Raw genomic sequence first — 25,415 nt, forward strand, 5'->3', positions numbered from 1 at the left:
ACAGCTGCCGGTTTACCTGTCATAGGGACGCTCACTAATGCAAATCATTTTCATGCATTCCCGCTTCACGCAAGCGAAGTCGATTACTCTCAGTTCTACCCATATTCTATTGTCCGTCCTGGGCTTTTTAACTCTCACGATGTTGTGCTCCGCCGTCATGGCAGCTCTGATACTACGCTTGGCAAGTAGCGATCTGCCTCTGCTGAAAAACTTGGTGCCTGCCAATCTGGCTAGCTTACCAAGCAATGATCCGAATGCCAAAGATCGCTATCTAAAAGAAAACCTAGCAGCGATGGCAATTAAGTTGGGGGAGATGCAAGCGCAATTAATCCGCCTGGATGCCTTGGGCGAACGAGTTCAGGGTTTGGCCGGCGTAAAGCCGGAAGAGTTTAATTTTAAAGACGCGCCCGGACGTGGTGGTGCCGAAACTTCGACCTTGTTGCCCCCCAAAGAATTAAGTCTCTCGCAGTTTCAAGTCGCCTTAGATGCCATGGCTAGTGACCTTGAACATCGCTCAGATTTTATGAGTGTGGTCGAGACCAAGCTGATGGGTTTTAAGTTGCAATCCAAACTATTGCCAACCATACAGCCTGTCAATGTCAGTTATAACGCTTCGGGTTTCGGCTGGCGCTTAGATCCATTCTCAGGTCGCAGTGCTTTTCACGAAGGCATAGATTTTTCTAGTCCTACCGGCACGCCGATAATTGCAGCCGCTGGCGGCGTCATCATTGCCGCAGAGTTTCATCCACAATTTGGCAATATGCTGGAAATCGATCATGGTGGTGAAATCATGACGCGCTACGCACATGCTTCTAAAATTTACGTCAAAGTCGGTGACATCGTCAAACGCGGCCAGCATATCGCCGATATAGGCTCGACCGGACGCTCTACCGGCGCGCATTTACACTTTGAGGTGCATGTCAAAGGCGTGCCGCAAAATCCACATAAATTTCTCAATGCGGGTATCAATCAAGCCAGCATGGCGGCGCTGAACCAAAAATAGCTTGCTCTGCCGATTTGCTGCCATTGCGGGGCGAGTGAGTAAGAATTTTCTGTTGCGCCTATTGATATTCCCTTTTTTGTCACCAATTTTACTTAGTTGCGTGGGCCTGACCAGGCATTTTCTGGTTAATGGCTGGCTCCGTGGTAAAATCGCGAGTTAGTCTATGTTGCTGCCAAGTTAAGTTTGCTGGCAGCTTTTTTCAAGAATCTACTTACTCATTCATAGCATGTCATTCCTGACCAAGATATTCGGCAGCCGTAATCAACGGCTCTTGAAACAATACCAAAAAACGGTGCGTGATATCAACGCCCTGGAACCCACGCTGGAAGCCTTGTCGGATGAGCAGTTGCAAGCAAAGACAGGCGAATTTAAAGAGCGTATCGCCAAGGGAGAAACTCTAGACGCGATCTTACCTGAAGCGTTTGCGGTGTGTCGTGAGGCCAGTAAACGCGTCTTGAAAATGCGCCATTTTGACGTGCAATTGATAGGCGGTATGGTTTTGCATTTTGGCAAAATCGCGGAGATGGGCACAGGCGAAGGTAAAACCTTGATGGCCACCTTGCCGACTTACCTCAATGCCTTGTCTGGTAAAGGCGTGCACGTGGTCACCGTCAATGATTATCTGGCGCAGCGCGATGCCGAGTGGATGGGTACTTTGTACGGCTGGTTAGGGCTCACAACCGGTATCAACCTCTCGCAGTTGGAGCACGACGCCAAGCAAGCTGCATATGCCGCCGATATTACTTACGGCACCAATAATGAATTCGGTTTCGATTATCTGCGCGATAACATGGTGTATGAAGCCAAAGACAGAGTGCAACGCGCACTTAACTTCGCCGTGGTCGATGAAGTCGATTCCATTCTGATCGATGAGGCACGCACACCTTTGATCATTTCTGGTCAGGCCGAGAGTCATACCGAGCTGTACTACAAAATTAATGAAGTACCGAAGATGCTGACGTTACAGATCGGTGAGGAAACTCCCGATGGTAAAGGTCATATCGAGGTGGCGGGCGACTACACCAAAGACGAAAAAGCACATCAAGTCTTGTTGACTGAAGATGGCCATGAGCATGCCGAGCGTCTGCTGACGCAAATGGGCTTGTTGCCAGAAGGCGCATCTTTGTATGATGCCGCAAATATCTCTTTGATCCATCATTTGTATGCAGCCTTGCGCGCGCATGCTCTGTATTTTAAAGATCAGCACTATGTGGTGCTGAACGATGAAATCGTGATCGTCGATGAATTTACTGGTCGTATGATGACAGGGCGTCGTTGGTCGGATGGTCTGCATCAGGCGGTGGAAGCGAAAGAAGGCGTAAAGATTCAGAACGAGAATCAAACTTTAGCCTCGATCACTTTCCAAAATTATTTCCGTATGTATGTGCGCTTGTCAGGCATGACAGGAACGGCTGATACCGAAGCCTACGAATTCCAGGAAATCTACGGTCTGGAAACTGTGGTGATCCCACCGAATCGTCCTTCGCAGCGTAAAGATAGACAAGATCAGGTGTATAAGACAGCGCAAGAAAAATACAATGCGATGTTGGTCGATATTAAAGATTGTTATGAGCGCGGTCAGCCAGTTTTGGTGGGAACCACCTCGATCGAAAACTCTGAGATGTTGTCGGAGATTTTGACTAAAGCCAAACTCCCGCATAACGTCCTTAATGCGAAACAGCATGCGCGCGAAGCGGAAATTATTGCGCAGGCGGGTCGTCCTAAGGGCATTACCATCGCTACCAATATGGCCGGTCGTGGTACCGATATTGTGCTCGGTGGTAACGTCGCCAAGCAGGTGCAATTGATAGAAGCCGATAGCAAATTGTCGGATGCCGACAAGCAAACTCAGTCGCAAAAATTGCGCGATGAGTGGAAATCTTTGCACGAGCATGTAGTCAGCGCTGGTGGTCTGCATATCATCGGTACTGAACGCCACGAATCACGTCGCGTTGATAATCAATTGCGTGGCCGTTCTAGTCGCCAAGGTGATCCTGGATCTTCTCGTTTTTATCTGTCGCTCGATGATGCCTTGTTGCGTATCTTCGCCGGTGACCGCGTGCGTGCCATCATGGATAGATTGAAAATGCCGGAAGGCGAGCCTATCGAAGCCGGTATTGTGAGTCGCTCGATTGAGTCGGCGCAACGCAAAGTGGAAGCGCGTAACTTCGATATTCGTAAGCAATTGCTGGAATACGATGACGTCGCCAATGATCAGCGTAAAGTCATCTACCAGCAACGTAACGAATTACTCGAAGCGCACGATATGTCTGAGATGATTACTTCTCTGCGTAGCGGTATGTTTGAAGAAGTAGTGCGTACTTACGTGCCTGAAGAATCAGTAGAAGAGCAATGGAATGTCGCCGCTTTGGAAGCCACGCTGGCGGCCGAATGGTCACTCGATCTGCCTATCGCAAAAATGCTTGCGGCTGAACCAAATCTGAGCGACGAAGATATTCTGGAACGGGTCCAGGCTGCCGCCAATGCTGCTTATGAGTCTAAGCTGACTATCGTCGGTAAGGATGCGTTCGCCGGCTTCGAGCGCAGCGTCATGTTGCAGAGTATCGATAGCCATTGGCGTGAACATCTGGCAGCTTTGGATCACTTGCGTCAGGGCATACATCTGCGCGGCTACGCCCAGAAAAATCCTAAGCAGGAATACAAACGCGAAGCTTTTGAATTATTTGCGCAGATGCTAGATTTGATCAAGAACGAAGTGGTCAAGACCGTGGTCACGGTGCGCATACAATCGCGTGAAGAAATCGAAGCAGCCGAGCAGCAAATGGCCGCAGCGCAAATCGAAAATGTGCATTATCAACATGCAGACTTCGATGCGAATGCGACACCGGAAGAAATGTTGGCACCGACTGCAAATCCTGAGCACAGTGCGAATCAGCCTCAAGTCGATCATGGCTTTAAAGTCGGACGCAACGATGCCTGTCCTTGCGGTAGCGGTAAAAAATACAAGCAATGCCATGGTAAATTGGCCTAGGAATAGTTTGTAAATTAATACAGAAAGGGGCGGAATTTTCTGCCCCTTTTTTATTCCCTGACTCTAATTTTTGTTGTTAAATAGGCAGAAAAAAAGCGTCGAATGTGGGCGGTGTTGAGTCGATTTCGTATTTTTGATATTGAAAAATAAAGCTTCTTTGCTATATCCGCGTGATTATTTAACTACCTCGCCGTGAATAAGTGCAAAGAAAAAATGTGTGTGCTATTTTGTACAAACGTCCGACGTTTTTTTACTAATGACTATGAGTCGAGGATCACTATGCGCGTTGCACTCTATGTGATTTCTATGGCAATTGCTCTTGCTTCCAGTGTTGTTGCCGCAGCCGATGGTCCTGATTGTTCTCGTACATTTACCTTGGCTTTGCATGAGCATGGCTTATTGTGTTCTAGCCAGACAGGCGCAGGCATAGACAAAGATTTTTCTGATGAGTTGATGCGTCGTAGCGGTTGCAAGCTCAGTGTCAGTGTCTTGCCTAGAGCTCGAATTTGGCAGTTAATCGAATCTGGTGCCCTCGATTTTAGTTTGTCTGGCATCAGCAATGCTGAGCGCGAACGTTATGCCGGATTTGCCTGGTATTTTTCAAATAAATATTATCTGTTGTTAAGGGATGGTCTGAAGTTGAAGACTCTAACCGAATTTAAAAAAAATCCGGATTTGAAACTAGGCGCGATCCGCTCTTTTTGGTACAGCAATAATGCCAACCTGCTCATCGATCAGTTGCGCCCAGAAAATCGCGTAGTCTACGCGACCGGCTTCGACCCTCTCTTTAAAATATTTCAGAGCGGGCAAATCCAGGCAATGATCATCGAGCCCTTCGATTATCCGCAGATAGAAAATACAGCGCTACGTGAACAGAGTGTGATCATTGATACTGAAGATGCGGCGGTTCCGCATGGGCTGATTATGTCGAAAAAATCGCTTTCAGCGCTGGAGCAAGAAAAATGGCGAGCCCTGGTGCAAAGCATGCGCAGGGATGGCAGTGTCGCCAAGATTTTCAGAAAATACATGAAGCCTGAATTGGCCGATGCGATCACCACTTTTAAGGATTAACGTGAATTGGTTGTTGCGACAGCGTCTGGTTATCATCGTTTTAACATGCGCTTTGAGTGTGACGGCACTGCTATGGCAGCATGAAAAAGCCAATGCAAATCACGAGCTAAGGGCGGCACTCGATTTTCATGTGCGAGATTTCAGTGCGCGCATCGAACAGCGCCTGGTGAGCTACGAACAGCTAATGCATGGCGTGCAGAGTCTATTTGCGACATCCATCGCTGTGCCGCAGAATGATTTTTCTGAATATGTGAAAAATTTGCAGTTAGGCGCGAATTTTTCCAGCATGGAGGCGCTGGGCGTGGTGTGGCAGGTCACGGCGCAACAGGAGAATAGTTTTATACAAACTGCGCAGCTTGAAGTGGCTAAGGATTTCCATATTCACCCTGAAGGACTGCGGCCCAGTTATGCGCTGGTGCAGCGTATCGAACCTGGCACAGAGGAGAGTGCGCGTATGTTAGGACTTGATATGTCGCTTGATTCGACCTTGCAGGCTGCGATGGAACGCGCCAGAGATAGCGGAGTGATGGCGGTCTCGGGCAAACTTGAATCGGCGATGTCTGGTCATGCCAACCCACAAAGCTGCTTTATGATGTATTTACCAGTTTATAAAAAAGACCGCCCACTGGAAACGATCGCTCAACGCAGGGCCAATCTTGATGGCTGGGTGTTTGCAGAATATAAAGTCAATGCGGTACTCGCTACTTTGTATGGCGAAACCCCGCCCCTGATTCATCTGCAAATTTATGATGGTGTTGATGTTCGCGCCGATAACTTGATGTACGACTCTGCACCGTCCCAAGCGATGCATCCAACACCATTGCAGTTGACTGAATATATCGTCAGTGGCGGTCATACCTGGGCCGTTGTGATGCATCCTCTGCCAGGATTTGCTAGCCACTTGGGACGCGATCAGTCGACCCTGATCGCCTTCGGCGGTAGCGTATTGAGCATATTGCTGGCATTGATGACATGGCAATTGGTTTCTGGACGCGAGCGTGCGCTGACGCTGGCGCGCGCTATGACACGTGACCTGCGGGAGAGTGAAGCGAGGTTTCGCTATCTAGCGCAATACGATGAGTTGTCCGGTCTACCGAATCGCGCCATGTTTCGAGATCGCCTGCAGCAAGCCATCGCGCAGGCCAAGCGCGATAAAGCGCGTCTGGCTTTGATGTATCTCGATTTGGATAAATTTAAACCGATCAATGATCAACTGGGTCATCACGTTGGCGACATTTTGTTGCGAGCCGCGGCCGAAAGAATGCAGCTTTGTGTGCGAGAGTCCGATACGGTGGCGCGCATCGGCGGTGATGAGTTTGTGATCCTGCTGCCGCTGATAGAGACCGATTACGATGCGCTGCGGGTTGCTGAGAAAATCCGGTGTGCGCTGGCTGAATCCTTTGCGGTGGCGGGCGGGCATGTCCTTACGCTCAGTGTCAGCATAGGCATTGCGATTTATCCTGAGCATGGCGAGAGTGATGTCACTTTGGCCAAAAATGCCGATATTGCGATGTATAAAGCCAAGGAAAAGGGCCGGAATCAGGTATGCATGTATGATGCCTTGCTATGAATTCGTGATTAGCTAGTGATGAATTTGTCGTTTGCAAGTTGCCATTATTTTTCAGATTTAAAGCATACTCCCCAGAAAATTTATATAAATGGGCTCTTTGCGCATACAGTATGTGCGCAAATAAATAATACTCATGGGGAGTATTATTTTAAGTTCAGTTAGGGGTGCTGCTGCAGCTTGCCCTTTAGCTTGAGTAATTCCTGTTCCAATGCCAGAAAATCGGCTTCACGGTAGTCGCTGAAGCACTCACTGCCTTGCGCTACCACTTGCGGGAAAATATCTGCAAAGCTTTGTTCGCCGAGGGGCGTGAGTTGTATTAATTGCTGACGACGGTCCTCGCTACTCGCGCTACGTTGCAAAAAACCTTTTTGCTCCAGACGCTTGAGCACCCCGGTTAAGGTGCCTTTGGTGATCAGGGTTTTCTCGCCTAACTCTTTGCAGCTCATGCCCTGAGTGTTGCCTAGCGTAGCAATAATATCGAATTGCGACTCGGTAAAACCATGCGCACGCACGCGTACCGAGGAGGTTTTTTCAAACAATTGCATACATTCGGCGAGTAGACGTATGCTGCGTAGATAGCGTTTATTCATGCTCAAACGTGGTGATTGGTATGTCTTGCGCTACTTGGGCGTGGGCCCAAGTAGCGATTAATCTGAATACTATTGTTGAGACGGTATTGAGGCTGACATTGAGTCTGATATTAGGTCTGATATTAGGTCTGATATTAGGTCTGATATTAGGTCAGATACTGAACCTATTAGTTCGCCTTAATTGCTTCTACTTGTATCGATAATTTAACATCAGGTGAGAAACCGTAGGCGATGCCATAGTCGAGACCGAAGTCACTGCGTTTGAATTCTGCCGTGGCGTCTGCGCCGCAAGCTTCTTTCTTATGCATAGGATGCATGATGCACTTGAATTTATTGATGGTCAGCGTCAGTGGTTTTGTGACGCCCATCAAAGTAAATTCGCCCTGCACCGCCACTGGGGTGTCGCCGTTAAATTGTATAGACGTGCCTTTGTAGACCGCAGTCGGGAATTTTTCAGCATTGAAAATATCTTTGGATTTTGCATGCTTATCCATGTCCGCCATTCCAAAATTAATCGAATTGATGTCGATAGTGATGTCAACCGTACCGGTTTTTGCGGCGCGATCGAGGGTGATTTTTCCACTGCTCTTATTGAATTTTCCGCGCCAGAAAGAGATGCCCATGTGATCGGCTTCGAAACTAGGATAGGTATGGCTAGGATCGATGGAGTAGGTCTGCGCAAAGGCAGGAGCGGCGGCGAGGACTAAGGCTGCGGCGAAAAATTGGTTTAGTTTCATGTTAAATATCCTTGGAGTAGCTGGTAAGAAATCGAGGGGAATAATCAGTGCTGCGTTGTTAATGCGTGCTTGTTACTGCATGCTTGTTGCATGCTTACTGCGTTGTTACTACGTGAAATTTAATCAGTACTTCATCTGCCACCATAGAGGTGTCTTTCCATTCGCCTTCACCGATATTGAAGGCCAGACGTTTGATAGGCAAACTGCCGTCGAACACTTGAGTCGCACCGACATTCTTCACGCTCAAAGAGAAGCGGGTCGGTAGAGTTTTTCCTTTGATACTGAGATTGCCGACGACCTCTAGTTGGCCATTGGCGCCGGCTTTCATGCTGGTCGAGACGAAACTGGCTTTAGGGAATTGGGCGGCGTTAAACCATTCTTTTTTCAGCACTTCGGCATTGTATTGCGGGTCGCCTAAATCAAAGCTATGGAGATCGATCTCGACGCTTGCTTTTGAGCTTTCTGGTTTTGCGGCGTTGTAATCGATGTTGGCGTTAAATTTTTTAAATTTAGCATCCACCGCCACATTCATTTGTTTGAACACTATGCCTACACTACTTTTGGTCTCGTCGATTTTGGCAATCGCCGCCAACGCAGGAATGGCGAATGCCAGGCCGATAGCGGCAATGCCTAACTGGCTGCGTTTAGAAATAGAGGAAAATGTGAGCATGAGTTGTCCTGGTTTTATGGGGAGAATTCTGAAAATAGAGAAACTTGCGACTTTATTGCAGCGGCAAGATGCGTCGAAAAATAGCGTCTTTATCGATGAAGTGGTGTTTTAAAGCAGCAGCGAAATGTAAGCCGACCACCACCAGCATCACGCTGGTGAGTGCCTCATGCACTTCTTTGAGCAGGGGTTTGAGCTCTGGGTTGGGACCTATCAAAGCGGGTAATTCAAATAGGCCGAGATACACCACAGGAAAACCGGCGGCATAGGTGTACAAATAGCCAGACAGTGGCACCGCGAACATCAGCGCATATAAAAAACCGTGAGTGGCAGCAGCCAATTGCCGCTCCCATTTTTTCATGCTGTTTGGATAGTCCGGTGCGCCAGTCAACAGACGGGTAATGAGACGTAGTGCAACCAAGCCCAAGACGGTCACCCCCAGCCATTTATGCCAGGAATAATATTGCAATTTGCTCGGACTGATTTTCATGTCGGTCATGACACTTCCAAGCGCAAAGGCGGCCACGATCAGGAGGGCGACTAGCCAGTGTAGTAACATCGTCAAACGACTATAACTTTGCATAAAAGCTCCTAGTAAAAGCATAATTAGTTCGAGGTAGGACTAATAATAACAAAAAAAGTTCCCTCGTGTTGGAACTTGGTTTTTGGGGATGCGACTAAAATTTGTGCTCGAGTAGCAGCCTCAGCGTTCGGTAACTAGGCGCAGTGGTGCTTAATGTGCGCCCGCCTTGCTGATCTTGATACTGGTCTAGGCTTAATTTATCCTGTGCTAGCAGGTTGTTGAGACTGAGTCTGAGCAGACTTTGTTGATCCAGATTCCATGCCGCATAGGCGTCCAGTTGGCTGCGTTGATTGGTATAGGCTTGCTGCTGCGCCGAGACGCGTAGCTGACCGCCCTGGGTATAGCTGAGGGTGCCGCCCATACTCAATTGCGCACTCGCTTTATAATCTACGGCTAGATTGGCGCTGAACGGGGTTTGTCGCTCCAGTCGGTTGTCGGGACCAGGCACTTGTTCTACGCGCGACCAGTTGCGGTTCAGATTGGCGCTGACGGTAATCGCTGGGGCGCTGGCGAAGCTGCTTTGCAAGGGCCATTTTAGTTCAAGTTCAAGGCCGCGAATATGCGCCTGACCGCTGTTGGCAGGCGTACTGATCCAGGTGCCGTTCTGTTGTGATAAATGATCGAGGATCACGTCATCAATTTTGCGCAGATAGGCGCTGGCGCTGAAAAAGCCGCCAGCACCGAAATATTGTTCAAAGGCGGCGTCCAGGCCCCAGGCCAATTCTGGACGTAGTTGCGGATTGCCCTGAGTATCCGGATTGGTGGGGTTATTATTATTGTCGCTGGTGTAGCGTCGTGGGATTAAGCTGGTGGTGGTGGGCGCCTTGTAGGTACGCGTCAATGCCAGCCGTACTTGTTGTTGCTGATTTTCTAGTTCAGAGAGTTTCCAGACTGTCTGCAGTAGTGGGCTAAGCACGCTGGAGCGGTTTTCCACTTGGCTCAGTACGTTGCCGCTGGTGTTGGTCTGCAGGCCTTCCCAGCGCATCCCTAATGATGCGCTCCAGGTACGACTGATGTCCCATTCATCCTGAACAAATAAGGCGAGTCGCTTGACGTTGGCACGGTAGTCTTCATTGCTATTGGAGCTGGTTTGGCCTAGGCCATCAAGCATGCGCTCTACCCGGTCTTCGCTGCGCTGTATCAGGCTGCCATCCCAGCCCAGTATCAGCGCATGATTGGGGATGAAGGGGGCAGTATATTTGCCGCTGAGCGTCAGTGCTTGATCCTCGATAGCAGAGGTGACCAGATGGCGTCCGACTAAAGCCTTTGCCAGATTAAAACCCTGGAAATCAAAGTCGGTGTCGCGATGGCTAAGATTAATGCCGAATTTGCTATCGAGTTTGGCGCTGTCGTCTAATTTGCGCAACCAGTTCAGATCGCTGCGCAGGGTCTTGGTGTAGGCATTCCAATTGCTGTGATTGAGCGGGAACTCTGAAGGCGTATTCAAGGCGCTGCTCTCTAGCCGGTCTTTAATGTCATTGATGTGGCCGCTGCTGAGCAAACTTTGCGACGTTAAGCTATCGCCATTTTCCAGCTTCCAGATCAGACGCGGAGCCAGACTGATTTCATCGCGTGTCATGCGCTCTTCCATCACCGTATGTCTTTGCAGATAGAGTTGACCAGCCTGGTCAAAACCGGTCTCATCGAGAATTTCGGTGTTGGCGCGCAATTGCCTCTGTAGATTCGCCGCGACCGTATACGACAAGCTGCCGTTACGATCCGAGAGGAGTAAAGAGAGATTCGGCGAGACTTGATCACGTGTTTCAGCCAAGCCCAATTTAATTTCATGCTGCGCGGATAGTATCGATTTTTTTAAGATGATATTGATGGCACCGGCGATCGCCTGCGTGCTAAATTCTGCGGTCGCGGTGCGCATCACTTCTATGCGTTCGATCAGATCGGGGGCGATACTATCGATGGAAAAACCATTCGGTGTAGTCTCGCCGTTGAGCAAAATCTGGGTGTAGCCATTGCCTAGTCCACGCATCTGTACCTCGCTGCCGCGTGCGCTGGAATTGCTGATGGTGATGCCGGGCACGCGCTTTAATACTTCACTCAGATTGCTGTCGCCGTAACGCGTGATCTCCTCGCGGCTCAGCACGCTCTTGCTGGCGCTAGCCCGCTGGCGCTCATTGTTGGCGCTATTGCCGCCCTTGATTTCTACGCTCTGGGGCAGAGGATTTTCTGGCAGTAATTCGGCAGCAAAACAAGAGAGCGGAAGTAGGCTGAGGAGGCTGTAAAAGGCAGGTGAGGTAAAATTCAAGACTGGAGGCATGGGTGAGTCGGTAGTAAGAAGTAACGTAGAGTTAATCAGGTGTGCCACGTAGGGCAAGGCCTGATGTATAGGATGCAAGAAGCGGCGAAAAGTTCAAAAACACCTGGGCGCTCGCGCATAGTCCATGCGGCTCGCCAGCCTGCATGGCCGCTAAGCCGCATGGGGCTTGCGTCTTGGCTTGCCACTACAAATATGTCGGGATTGGCCCTTGATCCGATTGTTGCGCAGAATAAAAACGGGGTTCCGGTCGCGTGACCGGAACCCCGTTTTGCGCTAAAGCGCAATCGATCTAAAACGACTTAAATGGCTTTTGCCAATTGCGCCGCAATCCCTATGTAGTTGGCCGGTGTCATTGCCAGCAGCAAGTCTTTGGCGTCTTGCGGAATCGACAGACCTAAAACAAATTCACGTAAAGCGTCTTTCGAGATGCCCTTGCCGCGTGTCAGTTCTTTCAATTGTTCGTAAGGGTTTTCTACGCCATAACGACGCATCACAGTTTGCACTGGTTCAGCCAGCACTTCCCAGGTATTGTCCAGATCTTCGGCCAGACGTACAGGATTGGTTTCCAACTTGTTCAGACCGCGTACGCAACTGTCGTAGGCCAGTAGGGTGTAACCGAAAGCGACGCCGATATTGCGCAAGACCGTAGAATCGGTCAGGTCACGTTGCCAGCGAGAGATAGGCAGTTTTTCCGACAGATGCTTGAGCAAAGCATTGGCCAAGCCCAGATTGCCTTCGGAGTTTTCGAAGTCGATAGGGTTAACTTTATGCGGCATGGTGGAAGAGCCAATTTCGCCGGCCTTGGTTTTTTGTTTGAAATAACCGACTGAAATATAACCCCAGATATCGCGATTTAAATCGAGCAAGATGGTGTTGACGCGGGCAAAGGCATCGAACATTTCGGCCATGTAATCGTGTGGCTCGATCTGGATGGTGTAAGGGTTATAGGTCAAGCCCAAACGCTGCTCGATCACGTTCTTGGAGAAACCTTCCCAGTCATAGCCAGGGTAGGCCGCCAGATGGGCATTGTAATTACCCACGGCGCCGTTCATCTTGCCCAGAATTTCTACTTGTTCTATGCGCTTGATAGCACGTTGCAGACGCGCTACTACGTTAGCCATTTCTTTGCCCAAAGTGGTTGGGCTGGCGGTCTGGCCGTGCGTGCGCGACAGCATAGGGACGTCGGCATTGTCACGGGCGATTTCGCTCAGACGTGCGATGAGTTTTTGCAGGGCTGGCAGCATCACTTCGTCACGCGAAGATTTCAACATCATGCCGTGCGAAGTATTGTTGATGTCTTCGGAGGTGCAGGCGAAATGGATGAATTCTGCGGCCGCTTTCAATTCTTGCGTGATGGCGGCGTCAATGTTGAGCGTGCGTGCTGGCAAGTGGGCATAGCTGTCTGGTAATGGCAGACCTACCGACTCCTTTAGCCAATACTCGACCGCTTTGACATCATGATTCGTCACCGCTTCGATAGACTTAATGCGGGCAGCGTCGTCTTCTGAAAAGTTAGTCACAACTTGATCTAGCAGGGCTGAGGCAGCCGCCGAAAACGGCTTGATTTCGCTAAAACCAGCCAGCGACAGGGCTTGCAACCAAGAGACCTCGACCTTGACACGGTGGCGCATGAAACCCGCTTCCGAGAGGGTGGCGCGCAGAGCGTCGACTTTGCTGGCATAACGACCGTCGAGCGGGGACAGGGCGGAAAGAGTAGATAGGGACATGATCTTGGACTCGGTGTAAAGGATGAATGAAAAGCGGCAGAGCGAAAAAATCTTACGTGCATTGCGTAAAAAACCACAAAAACCTAAAATCGATTAAGATACTATTTGTTGCCAAAATGGTCAAAAACGACTAATTCGAGCTGATTTTTTAAGTTTTTACGCAGAATAGGGGATTTTACCATTAGCCAGCCACTATGGCATCTGCGCTTGCCTGTGATTGGCTCGCTTAAGGGACGAGAATGCTGCGCTGCAATGCTATAATCATGATTAAATAATTATCAAAGCTACTATGAAACTAATTGGTTCTCTCGCCAGCCCCTTCGTTAGAAAAGTCCGTGTTGTGCTGGCGGAAAAAAAACTTGAATGCGATCTGATACTTGAAAACGTCTGGGCTGCAGATACCGCGATACAAGAATCAAATCCTCTGGGTAAAGTACCTTGCCTGGTGATGGAAGATGGCGGCTCGATGTTTGATTCGCGCGTGATTGTAGAATATCTCGATACCTTAACCCCGGTTGGTAAGCTGATTCCCGCCAACGGTCGCGGTCGTGCCGAAATTAAATGCTGGGAAGCGCTGGCCGATGGCGTCGCCGATGCCGCTATTTTGATCCGTCTTGAACGTACCCAACGCCCGCCAGAACTGCAAAGTGAGGCATGGGTTACGCGTCAGATGCAAAAGGTCAACGCAGGTTTAAAATCCATGTCCAGCGGATTAGGGGAGGCGCCATTTTGTTCAGGTAATCATCTGACCCTGGCCGATATCAGCGTGGTTTGCACTCTGGGCTGGTTGTCGTTTCGCTTCCCGGAAATTGACTGGCGTGGTGATTATCCGAATCTGCTGAAGCTATTTGAAAAGATGTCTGAGCGCGCTTCGTTCAAGGATAGCCTACCTGAGTAATTGAGCAGGTAAAGCAAAAGGGAGGCGATGCCTCCCTTTTTTATTGGAACCCTAGATTACTCATCATCCAAGATTTGCGCCTGCAAATAATTTTGTAGACCGATTTTTTCGATTAATTCGATTTGCGTTTCTAGCCAATCGATATGCTCTTCGGTGTCGTCGAGTATCATTTGGAACAGCTCGCGCGAGACATAATCCGCCGCTAGTTCGCAGGTGGCAATTCCTTCCTTGACCGTTTTCTGCGCGGCCATTTCTAGCTTCAGATCACACTGCAACATCTCTGGCGTATCTTCACCTATCATCAATTTATGCAGGGCTTGCAGATTTGGTAGACCGCCTAGCATCAAGATACGATCTATCAACTTATCGGCATGCTTCATTTCGCCTATGGATTCTTGATATTCTTTCTTGGCTATTTTCGCCAAACCCCAATGCTTGTACATACGTGCATGTAGGAAATATTGATTAACTGCACTGAGCTCATTGGTTAATTGAGCGTTCAGCAGTTTAATGACTTTGGCGTCGCCTTTCATGGGAACTCCTGAGGAAAAGATGATTGAGCTAATTAGCAGCTACCATCTTAGTACAAAACCATCAGGATGAACAAGTCAGTGTTTGTTGAAACGACTATCCGTTGAGGCTGAAGCTTATCGTTGCGGTGGCCAACATCATGAGCGCCTTGCCGTCTTCAATATACGGCTTGAACAAGGCACGCATCAGCGCGACGCGAGCTGCTTCATCTAATCGATGTGAGCCAGAAGATTTTTGTATTTCCACTTTTTCAGCGCGGCCTTTTTCATTGACCAAGACTAGCAAACTTACTTTACCTTCCTCTCCCATGCGGCGTGCGAGCGCTGGATAATCGGCTTGCGGTGCTTGTAAATATTCAACACCGCTGACCAATTTTGGTGGCGCTGCGGTGGCGTTGCTGGTCGCAGTATTGGCGACGATGCTACTGGTTTCGCTACTTGGCTTGCTGATGATGGTCTGCGCCGGGGCGGCTGTAATTGCATTGTCGGGCGTGCTGCGCGCCAAGACCTGCACTTCAGGAGGCGGTGCGATAAAACTAGGTGGTGGTGTCAGAGGCTTGCTCAAGGGCGGTGGTGGCAAGGCGCTGGGCGGTTCTGCCTGCGCCATTTCCACTACATTAATGAAAATCTCTTTGGGGATGGCTTGCGCGACTTTAACAAAAGCGCCTTGTTGCAAGGCATAGAGTAATAGTAAATGCCCAAGCACAATTGCCAGCATGGCCAAGTGCCGTGTTTTGCTAGCGGGCTGATCGTGCGGATTCATAGTTAGGGTCATGCTGGTTCTCACAAAATTGATCAGGCCGCCATGTTCAGTGCAGTGCGCGACGTTTGGAAATGTAAAGGATGGCTCACCAGTGCTTGCGGTAGTGCCTGTTGCTGGCAGTCACGCATGACCTGGCGCGCACAGCTTAGACATTTTCCGCAGCAGCTACCAACCTCTAAATCGCTGCGTAATTGGGCCAGGGTAGAGATACCGGCTTCTACCGCGAGACGAATTTTCGATTCAGAAACGTTGTTGCAAACACAAACTATCATTTTTAATCTCTCAAAAAATACTGGACTAGCGGCTGGCACCGACTAAACGTGCCAGCAGTGTCAATTTATTTTGCTGCGGCAAACTGCGCTCAACTAAGGCTGCCCATTGTTCGGATAATTGCTGGCAAGTAGCACTTAACACCGGTGCCAATTCAGGTAAATCTGCCAGTATCTTTAAATGGCGCTCTATCACCGATGCCAGCTTGACGCAGGAACCTGCTTCCAGCGCGCTATTGGCGGTGTAATGCGACATCAGATGCAAAACAGCAGCGAGCAATAATTCGGGCTGCGCAGGCTGTTGACCTGCCACGAAAAAATCTGGATTTGCGCTTAGCATCAAACTCTCCTTAAGGAATATGGTCTGGCTAGCGCTCTTGCTTCAGAAGTAATTTCGAATCTAGGTGGCGACGTTTGCATGATCTGAGTTCGAAGTCTGAGATGGCTGGCTGTTGAGTTACAGTTTTCTTCTAAAGACTAAGCGGTCAAAATCAGTTTGTTTAACTGAGTGACACGCAAGCGATAAATTCTGCCTTCGTGGTCTATCTCTACTTCGCGCATTTGCTGCATCAGTTCGCAGCTTTTCAATCGCAAAATATCTTTACCCAAGGTCGCCGGGCTGGGGCGTACGCTGGTCTGGCTAAGCTGTATGGGCTTGCTCAGTGCGGATGTTTCTGAGGCCATTTTCCACTCCTTAATCTAAACGAGAACAATTCTTATTTAGATTATTATGTAAGCAGCGCTGATTTGCAAGAACTTTTTTGAAAAGAGACCATAAAAGAGTGTTTATTTGTTGGTTAAATAGCAATGTGGGACTAGCGCATTGCGGGTTACTTATGCTTAGCTTAATAATTAAGTTGAGGCGTAAAAAAACCGGGCAGAAAATTCTGCCCGGTTTGCGTGCTGCGCTGCGAGTAATGCTGAGTGCTTGCTTAAGCTAGTTTGCTTGGCGTATCACCCATCTGCTCGCCTAAGCGCACGGCAGCGGCGGCGCTCCAACTGGTATTAAATTCCAGGGTATTCTTAGGAAATAGCATGACCACGGTAGAGCCGAGTAAAAAACGGCCCATTTCATCGCCTTTTTTGAAGCGTATATTTTGATCGTCGTAGCGCCATTCGCGCACTTGCTTACTACGTGGTGGATTGACTATGCCATGCCAGGTGGTTGCCATGCTGCCCACGATGGTGGCGCCGACTAAAGTGAGTACAAAAGGCCCTTGCTCGGTATCGAACACGCATACCACCCTTTCATTGCGGGCAAATAAGCCGGGTACTCCACGGGCGGTGGTGGGATTGACTGAGAATAAGTCACCTGGCACATAAATCATGCGCGTTAGCTTGGCATCGCAAGGCATGTGGATACGATGGTAATCACGCGGGCTCAAATAGATAGTGGCAAAACTGCCATCGCTGAATTTATCAGCCAAGGCGCTATCGCCGCCGACTAGGGTCGTGGCAGAGTAATCGTGTCCCTTGGCCTGGAAAATCTGCCCCTGTTTGATCGCACCGAATTGGCTGATCGCACCATCGACAGGGCAGACAAATTTACTGGCGTGTAGTGGACGGGCATCGGCACGTAAAGGTCGGGTGAAAAACTCATTGAAACTGGTGTAGCTGCTGATGTCTGGATTAGCCGCCTCTGCCATATTGACTTTATATCGAGCGACGAACCAGCGTATTACGCGTGTCGTCAGTTGGCCCGCCTGGGCATTCGCACCTGTTCCGAGTAACTCGGTAATAGCACGTTTTGGAAGTAAATACTGCGGCAATACGGCAAGGCGATCAGACACGATAGAGGACCTTTAAGCTGAGGAAGTTGCGATTATAACCGCGAAGTCTTGCCGTCCATGAAAAGCGCAAGACTAAGAAAATAGCCAGAATAAGATATATCACCTACAATTAAATTCAGACTTGCTAGTTGAGCATGGATAAAAAAGGTATGCTCTCTGCCTAGCACTGCATTCGACTCGTTAAATTTAATGAAGGCGTCATGGCGGACGATACCCAACTCATCGCGATAGACCAAGTCCGGATAGGTATGTTCATCAAGCTCGATCTGAGCTGGTTTCAGCATTCCTTTCCCATGAGTTCATTTAAAATCACTAACGAGCAACAAATCCTCGATTTACGTGCGCTTAAACTTAAGCAAGTACGCTATATCCCAGCAAAAACCGACCCCGTCTCGGTGACTCCTAGCGCTTCGATTACGCAAGCACCTGCATCAGAAAGCGATATTAAGGTCTTCGATAGCATGATCGCGGCCAAACAAGCGCGTTTTGAAAAATTGCAAGCACAGCGCGCCGAAATTGCCCGCTGCGAAGAAAAATTTGTGCATGCAGCCACCGTGGTCAAAAACATCAACAAAATGATATTTTCCCAGCCGGCCGAGACCATACTCGAGGCGGGTAAATTGGTCGATAGTATTGCTGATGTGTTTTTAAATGGAAATGACGCGGTCATGCATCTGATACAGCAAACTGCGGGCAGTGAAGAATTGTATTTTCACTCCCTCAATGTTTCTGTGCTGGCGATGATGCTGGCGCATGAGATGAAATGCACTGAGTCGCAAATAAAATCGGTAGGGATGGCCGGTTTGTTTCATGATCTTGGTAAGGTTAATGTGCCAGACAATATCGTAAATAAGACCTCGCCACTGACTAAGCCCGAGCAGAATTTTTTTGAATTGCATACCCAATACGGGGTAGAGGTGGGACAAAAAGCCGGTATGCCTAAAATTGTGCTGGAGGTGATGGCGGCGCATCATGAATACCTCGATGGCAGTGGTTACCCATTAAAATTGAAAGGCGAGGCGATACGCCTGCCTACCCGCATCGTGACGATCGCGAATGTCTACGATAATTTGTGCAATCACGTCGATCCAAATCAATCATTGACGCCGCATGAAGCTTTGTCGTCTATGTATGCGCATAGACGCGCGCAATTTGATCCGACGGCCATGGCTACTCTGGTAAAAAGCCTGGGCGTGTACCCACCCGGGACCCTGGTGCGTCTATCGAATGAGGCGATTGGCCTGGTGATGAATGTGAACGTGGGTAAGCCGCTACGTCCACGCATTATGGTGTACGACGAAGAGATTCCTAAGGACGAGGCAATTATTCTTGATTTGGCGGTAGAAAATCAGGATCTGGGCATCAGCGCCAGTATTCGCCCGGGTTTACTACCACGGGCTATCTTTGACTATCTGAATCCGCGCAAACGAGTCAATTACTATGTGGATTCACAATCGAAAAAATCGCAAAGCAGTGTTGCGGCTCAAGTAGGCTAAACATGGACCAGGCTGAATTAGCGCTCAATAGCAATCCCGGACATCTTAGTGATGCCCTGATGCGCCACGTGATAGAGCATTCTAAAGATGCCATCATGGTGGTCGATGCTGAACAATTAGTCTTGCTCTACGTCGATCAAAATGTTTGTCAGATGCTGGGCTATACCCGTGATCAGTTATTGGGGCAAGCCTTGGCGAAGGTCGAATGCTCTTTGCTCGATGTGTTTTTTTGGGAGGACTTAAAGCAGGTTGTTGCGCTTAAACTGAGCCGCGTCGCAGAGACCGAATGGATGCGTAGTGATGGCAGTTCTTTTCATGTGGAAAAACGGGTTTCGCACTTTTCTGAAAATGGCAAAAATTTTTGGATCATCCATGCCGAAGATATTACCCGCCGGCGTCTGATCGAAGAGCAGCAAGTGCAATTGGCATCGCAATTACAAAGCTCTATGGATGCCACCGCCGAAGGCATCATGGCGCTGGATTTAGACGGCAAGGTGGTCAACTTAAACCGACGTTTCGCGACACTGTGGAGCCTGCCTGAAGATATTTTAGTGGGGCGCAGTAGCGTGGCCACCATGGCCTATTTGCGCTCTTGTCTGATCGATGGCAAGGGTTTTTCAGATAGTCTGGAGCAGGTCGTATCAGCACCGCAAATGGAAACCGAAGATCTGCTGGCGCTCAGTGATGGGCGTTATTTTGTCTGCGTCTCCAAGCCTGAATTTTTACGTGATCGTCTGATCGGGCGAGTCTTTAGCGTACGCGATATTACCGCCATGAAAAAAGTGGAGACCGATCTACTGGCAGCGCGCGATGCCGCTGAATTGGCCAGCCTGGAAAAAACCCGCACGCTGGAGGCACTGCAAGTGAGTGAGTCGCGCTTGCGCAGATTGCTTAACTCTAGTCTGATCGGCATCATGCAGGGCGAGATCCATGGCCGCTTGACTGAGGCCAATGAAGTCTTACTTCAATTACTAGGAGTAAGTCGTAAGGAATTCATCGCCACTGGTCTCGATTGGCTAGCGCTGACCGCGCCTGATAGTCATGCTGACTACCAGGCCGCCATGTTAGAGCTAAGAGCGCATGGTCAGGCGCAGCCTTTTGAAGTAGAGCTCATGCGCCAGGATGGAAGCACACTGCCCGTGATGGTCGGTCTGGCACAGCTGGAGGGGTCTCGCGTCGAGTGGGTAGGTTTTGTGCTCGATCTGACTGAGCAGCGTAAGGCCGACCGTCTCAAAGCCGATTTTATTTCTATGGTGAGCCATGAATTGCGCACACCGCTCACCTCGATTCGCGGCGCGCTCAGTTTGCTAGAGCATGGCATAGGCGGGGTTCTGCCTCTAAAAATTATGGATCTGGTCAAAATAGCGCATAAGAATAGCCAGCGTCTGGGCGTCTTGGTCAATGATTTGCTGGATATGGAAAAACTCGCCTCCGGCAATATGGCCATCAGCGTCGACAGATTGGATTTGATGGCGATCACGCATCAGGCGCTGGAAGCCAATGCGGCCTATGCCCAGACTTTTTCTGTGGAATATCGTCTTGGCGTGCATCCTGAACATGCCTGGGTAAATGGTGACAGCAATCGACTGATGCAAGTATTTGCCAATTTACTCTCGAATGCAGCCAAGTTCGCACCCTCCGGTGATTTCGTTGAGATAAGAATAATGCCGCAAGACGCCACTTTCCGGGTCGAGGTTGAAGATAGGGGCAGTGGCATCCCCTTGGCGTTTCGGGAGCGTATCTTTAGTAAATTTGCGCAGGCCGATGATGGCGATACCCGTCAGCAAGGCGGCACTGGTTTGGGCTTAAATATTTCTAAAACGCTCATAGAAAAAATGGGAGGCGAAATCGGTTTCGAGAGCGAAGAAGGGCGGGGTACACTTTTTTGGTTCACGCTAGTGGCTGGCGCACACCGGCTTAGTGACAATTAAGGCAGTCTGCCAGCGACAGCTAGAATGCAAAACTAAAGCTGAATAGGGATATTTTTTAGCTAATGGCTTGTTAGTTATAATCTATTGGATATTTAAAAATCATAGTGATATGCTTATCGCCGTTGTAAGCCTTACGGTCATTTTGTAGCGCTTATTTGTGGCACTTATTTATAGTACTTATTGCAATACCCAATCAGGAGAATTTTATGAAAACTGTAGGTCAAAAACTCGACGCGTTTAAAGTTGCTGCTGCTAAGCCAGGTTTTAATCATCACGAAGAAAACGGCGTGTCCGCATTTGAAGACATCACCGAAGCGTCTTTCCCAGGTAAATGGAAAATCATTTATTTCTACCCAAAAGACTTCACTTTCGTATGCCCAACTGAAATCGTAGAATTCGCTAAATTGGCGAATGATTTCGCTGAGCGCGATGCAGTCTTGATGGGCGGTTCTACTGACAATGAATTTTGCAAATTGGCATGGCGCCGTGAACACAAAGATCTGGATAAATTGAATCACTACGCTTTTGGTGATGCAACCGGTTCTTTGGTTGACATGTTAGGCGTCCGTGATGTGAACGCTGGCGTGGCTTTGCGCGCAACTTTCATCGTTGATCCAGACAATGTCATTCAGCACGTTTCTGTCAACAACCTGAATGTTGGCCGTAACCCTACAGAAATCCTGCGTATTTTGGATGGTCTGCAAACTGACGAACTGTGCCCATGCAATCGTACAGTAGGCGGCGCAACGCTGTAATCGCTAGACTAGTGCTGGTGAAAAAGTAAGCTAAGCTCAGCAATGTGCTTAGCGCTACGATGAAACCCGCTGAGGCGGGTTTTAAAATCTCTTATTGATAGGAAAATACTATGGAATTCTTGACTTTAATTAAAAATTTGATTCCCGATTATGCCAAGGATATCCGTTTGAATATCGATGGCACGATAGCCCGCTCCAGCTTAGAGGGCAGTGATGCAGTTGGTGTGGCGCTGGCGTCAGCCTTCGCCGCCAAGAGTAAGCCCATCATCGACATCATCAAAGCCAGTGGCGCGATGAGCCCGGAAGAAGTCCATGCAGCGCTGACCGCTTCTGCACTGATGGGCATGAATAATATCTGGTATCCATTCGTCGAAATGACGGACGACGCCGATATGAAAACCCAGGCAGCGCAGTTGCGCATGAATGCCTACGCCACCAATGGCGGCGTCGATAAGCGTCGTTTTGAAATGTATGCGCTGGCCGCTTCTGTGGTCGGCAAATGCCATTTTTGCGTGAAATCGCACTTTGAGCTATTGAAAAAAGAAGGTATGTCTACCGTGCAATTGCGCGATGTGGGGCGTATCGCTGCCGTGATTAACGCGGCGGCACAAGTGATTGCGGCCGAATAAGCGCACTCGGAAAATAAAAAAAGCTGACTTTTTAGTCAGCTTTTTTGTTATCGCCAGCGCTAATTCGGTTCGTTTATTCCGGCTCTGTGGTATCAACCAGAGACGTTTTGCGCGATGCTGGCGTGCTGCCTTGATAGAGCCAGGGCATGACAAATTTAGTCATTTCCGAGGCCGAATGTACCGGCGACTTGGCTTGATGCGCAACCGCACTGCAAATCGCTTCTATCAGACACAGTGCGGCACCTTCAGAGTTGGGTGAAAATTGACGTCGGGTTTGTGCGTACAGCGTGACATTGGCATGCGAAGCCAGTGGTGAGCTAGGGACATCGGTCAGTGCCAGCACAGGCACGCCTTTTTCTCTGACCTGGCGCAGCATGGTGATGACGTCTTCGGCGTAGCGCGGGAAGGAGATACCGATCACCAGATCACGCGGCGTATATTTAAATAACTGACGCGCCACATGCGAAGGTCCGCCTGAGCCTACTGTGCATTGAATGGTGTCGCAAAACGGGTCTAGGCCATGCGCCATCAAACCGCCCAAAAATGCGCTGGCACCATAACCGACGATGTAAATGCGCTCGGCGTTCAAGATCATGCGCACGGCCTGGTTGCAAAGGTCTGGCGATAATCCGCGTCGGGTCGCTTCCAGATTGGCCATGTCTTCACTGAGCGAGTCACCGATAATCTCGGTGCTAGTGGCCGGCCGCTGTACTTCTGTGCGCAGATTGTCGATAGGGGCTAGCATCGCTTCAAAACCGCAGACCAGTTCGGCACGAAATTGCGGATAGCCATCGAAGCCCAAAGCGCGTGCGAAGCGATTCGCGGTGGCGATAGAAATCCCGACCGAATTGGCAAGTTCATCAATCGACATGGTGGCGGAGCGAAACGCATTCGACAAGACGTAATCAGCGGTTTTTCTATGCGCCTTGGACAGGCTTAAATAGACCTTGCCTATGCGGGCGTTAACGGTACCGCCGGGTGTGGGTGTGTCTAAATGTATCATGAGGAGCAAGCACCGATGGAATTGGAAATGTAAATATAATTTCATCTCTATTAATTGTAAAGAAATGAAGTACATCAAATCGATCTGCGCGCTATTTTTCTTGGGAAGTGTGCATTTGTTGCTCTATCAGCCAACAAAGCAAGTCACGCACCTGTGCGAGCAGAAAACACCGTAGAGTAAACCTAAATGGAGAAATTTTCTTCTGAATTTTTCAAGCATTTCCACTAATAATTCTGCTTTTTCTCAGTCGAATTGCAGTGCCTATATATACTCCCAGTGGGTATATTTTTTTGCCCGCGTAATGTATGTGCGATCGCTATGGTTATTCAAAATAACGGGGGAGTATGTATTTTTGCCTAAATTGAATCAATTTGGCGTGCTTAGCGAAATGCTGTTGATCTGGCGGCTGGCTGAGCGCTAAGATTTTTAAAAGCAGCCCAAGCCAGGGCGCATGGAGTATGCGCGCTGAGCCTGGTAGTTTTTGCAATTGCTCTGGTCTTTAGACAGCCGAGCTATTGATGATGCCGCCGCCTAGGCAGACGTCGCCATCATAGAGCACGGCCGATTGGCCGGGGGTGACGGCCCATTGTGGCTGTGCAAAAGCGAGCTGAAATTCTTGCTGGTTACCGCTAAAGCTGCAAGCCATGTCGGCTTGGCGATAGCGGGTTTTGGCAGATAAATCGCTGATCTCAGGCGCGTGTCCAGCCACCCAGCTCACTTGCGCCGCCTCTAAGGAGGAGGAAAGTAGCCACGGATGATCGTGTCCCTGCACCACGTACAGAGTATTGCTGACTATGTCTTTGCGCGCCACATACCAGGCATCGCTGCTGCCATCGGCATTTTGATGCGATTTGATGCCGCCTATGCCTATGCCCTTGCGCTGCCCCAAAGTGTAGAAACTCAGACCGACATGCTGACCGATGACCAGACCTTCTGGCGTCTTCATGTCGCCCGGCGTGTAGGACAGATAGCGGTTCAGGAAGTCGCGGAAAGGACGTTCACCGATGAAGCAGATGCCGGTTGAGTCTTTCTTTTTGGCGTTTGGCAATTGCAATTGTTCGGCAATTTTACGCACTTCGGTTTTTTGAATTTCACCTAAAGGGAACAGGGTATTGGCCAGTTGCGCCTGATTTAAGCGGTGCAGGAAATAACTTTGATCCTTGCTGGCATCGAGCGCTTTGAGCAATTGAAATTGGCCTTGCACTTCGCGCACGCGGGCGTAATGGCCGGTGGCGATGTAGTCTGCGCCCAGCTTCATGGCGTGATCCAGGAAGGCCTTGAATTTGATCTCGGCATTGCACAGCACATCGGGATTCGGTGTGCGGCCAGCCTGATATTCGCGTAAGAATTCGGCAAACACCCGGTCTTTGTATTCGGCGGCAAAATTCACCGCCTCGATATCGACACCGATGACGTCGGCCACGCTGACCGCATCGATCCAGTCTTCGCGGGTCGAGCAGTATTCGGAATCGTCATCATCTTCCCAGTTTTTCATGAACAGGCCGATGACTTCGTAGCCTTGCTCTTTCAATAGCCAGGCCGAGACCGAAGAATCGACCCCGCCCGACATGCCTATCACTACTCTTTTTTTACTCAATTTAAACTCCAAGTGCACTAGCGTGCGTAAACAAGAGCGACAGCGGCGCGCGCTGGCCTTGCAGGTAATCATTCACACACTGCATCACCAGGGGGCTGCGATGGCGTTCTTGCGACGCGATTAATTCTTCCTGCGTCATCCACAGGGTACGCAGTATGCCGGTGTCCAGTGGCCGCGCATGTGCCGCGCCTAGCTGACCGGTAAACGCAAAACGCAGATACGTATTTTGCTCGCCGGTGCTGGCCGAAACATAACGCGACAGATAGCTACCAATTAAGGCGGTCGGTGCGAAATCATGGGCGGTCTCTTCCAGAGTTTCGCGGATCACCGCTTGTTCCAGGGTTTCATTCGGATCAAGATGACCTGCCGGCTGATTGATACGTAGGCCGTCGGGGGTCTGTTCTTCTATCATGAAAAACTCATGGGTATTGCCATTTTTGCGGGCAATGATGGCCGCGACCGTGACGGAGGGCTTCCAGATTATTGACATAGCTGCTTTCGAATAGTGCGACATTTTACTTTGACATCAAATAATATGT

At 49.5% G+C, this 25,415-nt stretch carries 24 protein-coding genes; 9 read left to right on the plus strand and 15 right to left on the minus strand.

Annotated elements, in window-relative coordinates:
- The first annotated feature begins 37 nt into the window (after window positions 1-37).
- The 4 genes from EJN92_RS12820 (at window position 38) to EJN92_RS12835 (ending at window position 6,636) form a co-directional block, all read left to right on the plus strand.
- A complete protein-coding gene (locus EJN92_RS12820; protein WP_126128185.1) occupies window positions 38-1,003 on the plus strand; it encodes a M23 family metallopeptidase in 966 nt (321 codons plus the stop codon).
- A 226-nt stretch (window positions 1,004-1,229) separates the two neighbouring features.
- Window positions 1,230-3,995, plus strand: a complete 2,766-nt coding sequence (gene secA / locus EJN92_RS12825) for a preprotein translocase subunit SecA (protein WP_126128186.1) — start codon at window positions 1,230-1,232, stop codon at window positions 3,993-3,995.
- 279 nt (window positions 3,996-4,274) lie between these two features.
- The gene (locus EJN92_RS12830) at window positions 4,275-5,066 is read left to right on the plus strand and encodes a substrate-binding periplasmic protein (RefSeq protein ID WP_126128187.1); all 792 of its coding nucleotides are present in this window, start codon (window positions 4,275-4,277) and stop codon (window positions 5,064-5,066) included.
- 1 nt (window position 5,067) lies between these two features.
- Complete coding sequence (locus tag EJN92_RS12835; RefSeq protein ID WP_170174902.1) at window positions 5,068-6,636, plus strand: CHASE domain-containing protein; 1,569 nt, start codon at window positions 5,068-5,070, stop codon at window positions 6,634-6,636.
- A 158-nt stretch (window positions 6,637-6,794) separates the two neighbouring features.
- Here EJN92_RS12835 and EJN92_RS12840 read toward each other — a convergent pair whose 3' ends face one another.
- The 6 genes from EJN92_RS12840 to purB form a co-directional block, all read right to left on the minus strand.
- Window positions 6,795-7,226, minus strand: a complete 432-nt coding sequence (locus EJN92_RS12840) for a MarR family winged helix-turn-helix transcriptional regulator (protein WP_126128189.1) — start codon at window positions 7,224-7,226, stop codon at window positions 6,795-6,797.
- A 167-nt stretch (window positions 7,227-7,393) separates the two neighbouring features.
- A complete protein-coding gene (locus tag EJN92_RS12845; RefSeq protein WP_126128190.1) occupies window positions 7,394-7,963 on the minus strand; it encodes a YceI family protein in 570 nt (189 codons plus the stop codon).
- Window positions 7,964-8,057: 94 nt separating this feature from the next.
- Window positions 8,058-8,633, minus strand: coding sequence for a YceI family protein (locus tag EJN92_RS12850; RefSeq protein WP_126128191.1), 576 nt, complete (start codon window positions 8,631-8,633; stop codon window positions 8,058-8,060).
- Window positions 8,634-8,685: 52 nt separating this feature from the next.
- Window positions 8,686-9,213: a cytochrome b gene (locus EJN92_RS12855; RefSeq protein ID WP_126128192.1), complete on the minus strand. Its 528-nt coding sequence runs from the start codon at window positions 9,211-9,213 to the stop codon at window positions 8,686-8,688.
- Window positions 9,214-9,307: 94 nt separating this feature from the next.
- Entirely contained in the window at window positions 9,308-11,488 is a 2,181-nt protein-coding gene (locus EJN92_RS12860; RefSeq protein ID WP_126128193.1) for a TonB-dependent receptor plug domain-containing protein, read from the minus strand.
- Window positions 11,489-11,787: 299 nt separating this feature from the next.
- Window positions 11,788-13,215: an adenylosuccinate lyase gene (gene purB, locus EJN92_RS12865; RefSeq protein WP_126128194.1), complete on the minus strand. Its 1,428-nt coding sequence runs from the start codon at window positions 13,213-13,215 to the stop codon at window positions 11,788-11,790.
- A gap of 289 nt (window positions 13,216-13,504) precedes the next feature.
- Here purB and EJN92_RS12870 point away from each other — a divergent pair, with 289 nt between their 5' ends.
- Window positions 13,505-14,113 carry a glutathione S-transferase N-terminal domain-containing protein gene (locus EJN92_RS12870; protein WP_126128195.1) on the plus strand — a complete coding sequence of 203 codons (609 nt, stop codon included), beginning with the start codon at window positions 13,505-13,507 and terminating at the stop codon, window positions 14,111-14,113.
- Between the two features lie 56 nt (window positions 14,114-14,169).
- On the opposite strand, the gene bfr is transcribed toward EJN92_RS12870, so the two are convergent.
- The 6 genes from bfr to asd form a co-directional block, all read right to left on the minus strand.
- Window positions 14,170-14,646: a bacterioferritin gene (bfr, locus tag EJN92_RS12875; RefSeq protein WP_126128196.1), complete on the minus strand. Its 477-nt coding sequence runs from the start codon at window positions 14,644-14,646 to the stop codon at window positions 14,170-14,172.
- 94 nt (window positions 14,647-14,740) lie between these two features.
- Window positions 14,741-15,418, minus strand: coding sequence for an energy transducer TonB (locus EJN92_RS12880; protein ID WP_126128197.1), 678 nt, complete (start codon window positions 15,416-15,418; stop codon window positions 14,741-14,743).
- 20 nt (window positions 15,419-15,438) lie between these two features.
- On the minus strand, window positions 15,439-15,678 hold the full coding sequence (locus EJN92_RS12885; protein WP_126128198.1) for a (2Fe-2S)-binding protein: 240 nt from the start codon (window positions 15,676-15,678) through the stop codon (window positions 15,439-15,441).
- A gap of 25 nt (window positions 15,679-15,703) precedes the next feature.
- On the minus strand, window positions 15,704-16,015 hold the full coding sequence (locus tag EJN92_RS12890; protein ID WP_126128199.1) for a hypothetical protein: 312 nt from the start codon (window positions 16,013-16,015) through the stop codon (window positions 15,704-15,706).
- A gap of 137 nt (window positions 16,016-16,152) precedes the next feature.
- Window positions 16,153-16,359, minus strand: a complete 207-nt coding sequence (gene hemP, locus EJN92_RS12895) for a hemin uptake protein HemP (protein WP_126128200.1) — start codon at window positions 16,357-16,359, stop codon at window positions 16,153-16,155.
- Between the two features lie 248 nt (window positions 16,360-16,607).
- Window positions 16,608-17,465 carry an archaetidylserine decarboxylase gene (gene asd / locus EJN92_RS12900; protein WP_126128201.1) on the minus strand — a complete coding sequence of 286 codons (858 nt, stop codon included), beginning with the start codon at window positions 17,463-17,465 and terminating at the stop codon, window positions 16,608-16,610.
- A gap of 200 nt (window positions 17,466-17,665) precedes the next feature.
- Between asd and EJN92_RS12905 the strand changes: the two genes are divergently transcribed.
- From EJN92_RS12905 to EJN92_RS12920, 4 genes are all read left to right on the plus strand, one after another.
- Entirely contained in the window at window positions 17,666-18,961 is a 1,296-nt protein-coding gene (locus tag EJN92_RS12905; protein ID WP_126128202.1) for an HD-GYP domain-containing protein, read from the plus strand.
- 2 nt (window positions 18,962-18,963) lie between these two features.
- Window positions 18,964-20,892 carry a PAS domain-containing sensor histidine kinase gene (locus tag EJN92_RS12910; protein ID WP_126128203.1) on the plus strand — a complete coding sequence of 643 codons (1,929 nt, stop codon included), beginning with the start codon at window positions 18,964-18,966 and terminating at the stop codon, window positions 20,890-20,892.
- 206 nt (window positions 20,893-21,098) lie between these two features.
- Window positions 21,099-21,647, plus strand: coding sequence for a peroxiredoxin (locus tag EJN92_RS12915; RefSeq protein ID WP_126128204.1), 549 nt, complete (start codon window positions 21,099-21,101; stop codon window positions 21,645-21,647).
- A gap of 110 nt (window positions 21,648-21,757) precedes the next feature.
- A complete protein-coding gene (locus tag EJN92_RS12920) occupies window positions 21,758-22,276 on the plus strand; it encodes a carboxymuconolactone decarboxylase family protein (RefSeq protein ID WP_126128205.1) in 519 nt (172 codons plus the stop codon).
- A gap of 73 nt (window positions 22,277-22,349) precedes the next feature.
- Here the strand turns inward: EJN92_RS12920 and EJN92_RS12925 are convergent, their stop codons facing one another.
- From EJN92_RS12925 to EJN92_RS12935, 3 genes are all read right to left on the minus strand, one after another.
- A complete protein-coding gene (locus EJN92_RS12925; RefSeq protein ID WP_126128206.1) occupies window positions 22,350-23,279 on the minus strand; it encodes a MurR/RpiR family transcriptional regulator in 930 nt (309 codons plus the stop codon).
- A 499-nt stretch (window positions 23,280-23,778) separates the two neighbouring features.
- Window positions 23,779-24,876 (minus strand): tRNA 2-thiouridine(34) synthase MnmA, encoded by a 1,098-nt coding sequence (gene mnmA / locus EJN92_RS12930; RefSeq protein ID WP_126128207.1) that lies wholly within the window; start codon window positions 24,874-24,876, stop codon window positions 23,779-23,781.
- Window position 24,877: 1 nt separating this feature from the next.
- Window positions 24,878-25,366 carry an NUDIX hydrolase gene (locus EJN92_RS12935; protein WP_126128208.1) on the minus strand — a complete coding sequence of 163 codons (489 nt, stop codon included), beginning with the start codon at window positions 25,364-25,366 and terminating at the stop codon, window positions 24,878-24,880.
- Between the last annotated feature and the right edge of the window lie 49 nt (window positions 25,367-25,415).

The organism is Undibacterium parvum, assembly GCF_003955735.1.
Taxonomy (GTDB): domain Bacteria; phylum Pseudomonadota; class Gammaproteobacteria; order Burkholderiales; family Burkholderiaceae_D; genus Undibacterium; species Undibacterium parvum.

Coding starts and splice junctions, on each gene's coding strand:
- EJN92_RS12820 (WP_126128185.1), top strand. CDS start 38: ATGCAAATCATTTTCATGCATTCCCGCTTCACGCAAGCGAAGTCGATT.
- secA (WP_126128186.1), top strand. CDS start 1,230: ATGTCATTCCTGACCAAGATATTCGGCAGCCGTAATCAACGGCTCTTG.
- EJN92_RS12830 (WP_126128187.1), top strand. CDS start 4,275: ATGCGCGTTGCACTCTATGTGATTTCTATGGCAATTGCTCTTGCTTCC.
- EJN92_RS12840 (WP_126128189.1), bottom strand. CDS start 7,226: ATGAATAAACGCTATCTACGCAGCATACGTCTACTCGCCGAATGTATG.
- EJN92_RS12845 (WP_126128190.1), bottom strand. CDS start 7,963: ATGAAACTAAACCAATTTTTCGCCGCAGCCTTAGTCCTCGCCGCCGCT.
- EJN92_RS12850 (WP_126128191.1), bottom strand. CDS start 8,633: ATGCTCACATTTTCCTCTATTTCTAAACGCAGCCAGTTAGGCATTGCC.
- EJN92_RS12855 (WP_126128192.1), bottom strand. CDS start 9,213: ATGCAAAGTTATAGTCGTTTGACGATGTTACTACACTGGCTAGTCGCC.
- EJN92_RS12860 (WP_126128193.1), bottom strand. CDS start 11,488: ATGCCTCCAGTCTTGAATTTTACCTCACCTGCCTTTTACAGCCTCCTC.
- purB (WP_126128194.1), bottom strand. CDS start 13,215: ATGTCCCTATCTACTCTTTCCGCCCTGTCCCCGCTCGACGGTCGTTAT.
- EJN92_RS12870 (WP_126128195.1), top strand. CDS start 13,505: ATGAAACTAATTGGTTCTCTCGCCAGCCCCTTCGTTAGAAAAGTCCGT.
- bfr (WP_126128196.1), bottom strand. CDS start 14,646: ATGAAAGGCGACGCCAAAGTCATTAAACTGCTGAACGCTCAATTAACC.
- EJN92_RS12880 (WP_126128197.1), bottom strand. CDS start 15,418: ATGACCCTAACTATGAATCCGCACGATCAGCCCGCTAGCAAAACACGG.
- EJN92_RS12885 (WP_126128198.1), bottom strand. CDS start 15,678: ATGATAGTTTGTGTTTGCAACAACGTTTCTGAATCGAAAATTCGTCTC.
- EJN92_RS12890 (WP_126128199.1), bottom strand. CDS start 16,015: ATGCTAAGCGCAAATCCAGATTTTTTCGTGGCAGGTCAACAGCCTGCG.
- hemP (WP_126128200.1), bottom strand. CDS start 16,359: ATGGCCTCAGAAACATCCGCACTGAGCAAGCCCATACAGCTTAGCCAG.
- EJN92_RS12905 (WP_126128202.1), top strand. CDS start 17,666: ATGGCGGACGATACCCAACTCATCGCGATAGACCAAGTCCGGATAGGT.
- EJN92_RS12910 (WP_126128203.1), top strand. CDS start 18,964: ATGGACCAGGCTGAATTAGCGCTCAATAGCAATCCCGGACATCTTAGT.
- EJN92_RS12915 (WP_126128204.1), top strand. CDS start 21,099: ATGAAAACTGTAGGTCAAAAACTCGACGCGTTTAAAGTTGCTGCTGCT.
- EJN92_RS12920 (WP_126128205.1), top strand. CDS start 21,758: ATGGAATTCTTGACTTTAATTAAAAATTTGATTCCCGATTATGCCAAG.
- EJN92_RS12925 (WP_126128206.1), bottom strand. CDS start 23,279: ATGATACATTTAGACACACCCACACCCGGCGGTACCGTTAACGCCCGC.
- EJN92_RS12935 (WP_126128208.1), bottom strand. CDS start 25,366: ATGTCAATAATCTGGAAGCCCTCCGTCACGGTCGCGGCCATCATTGCC.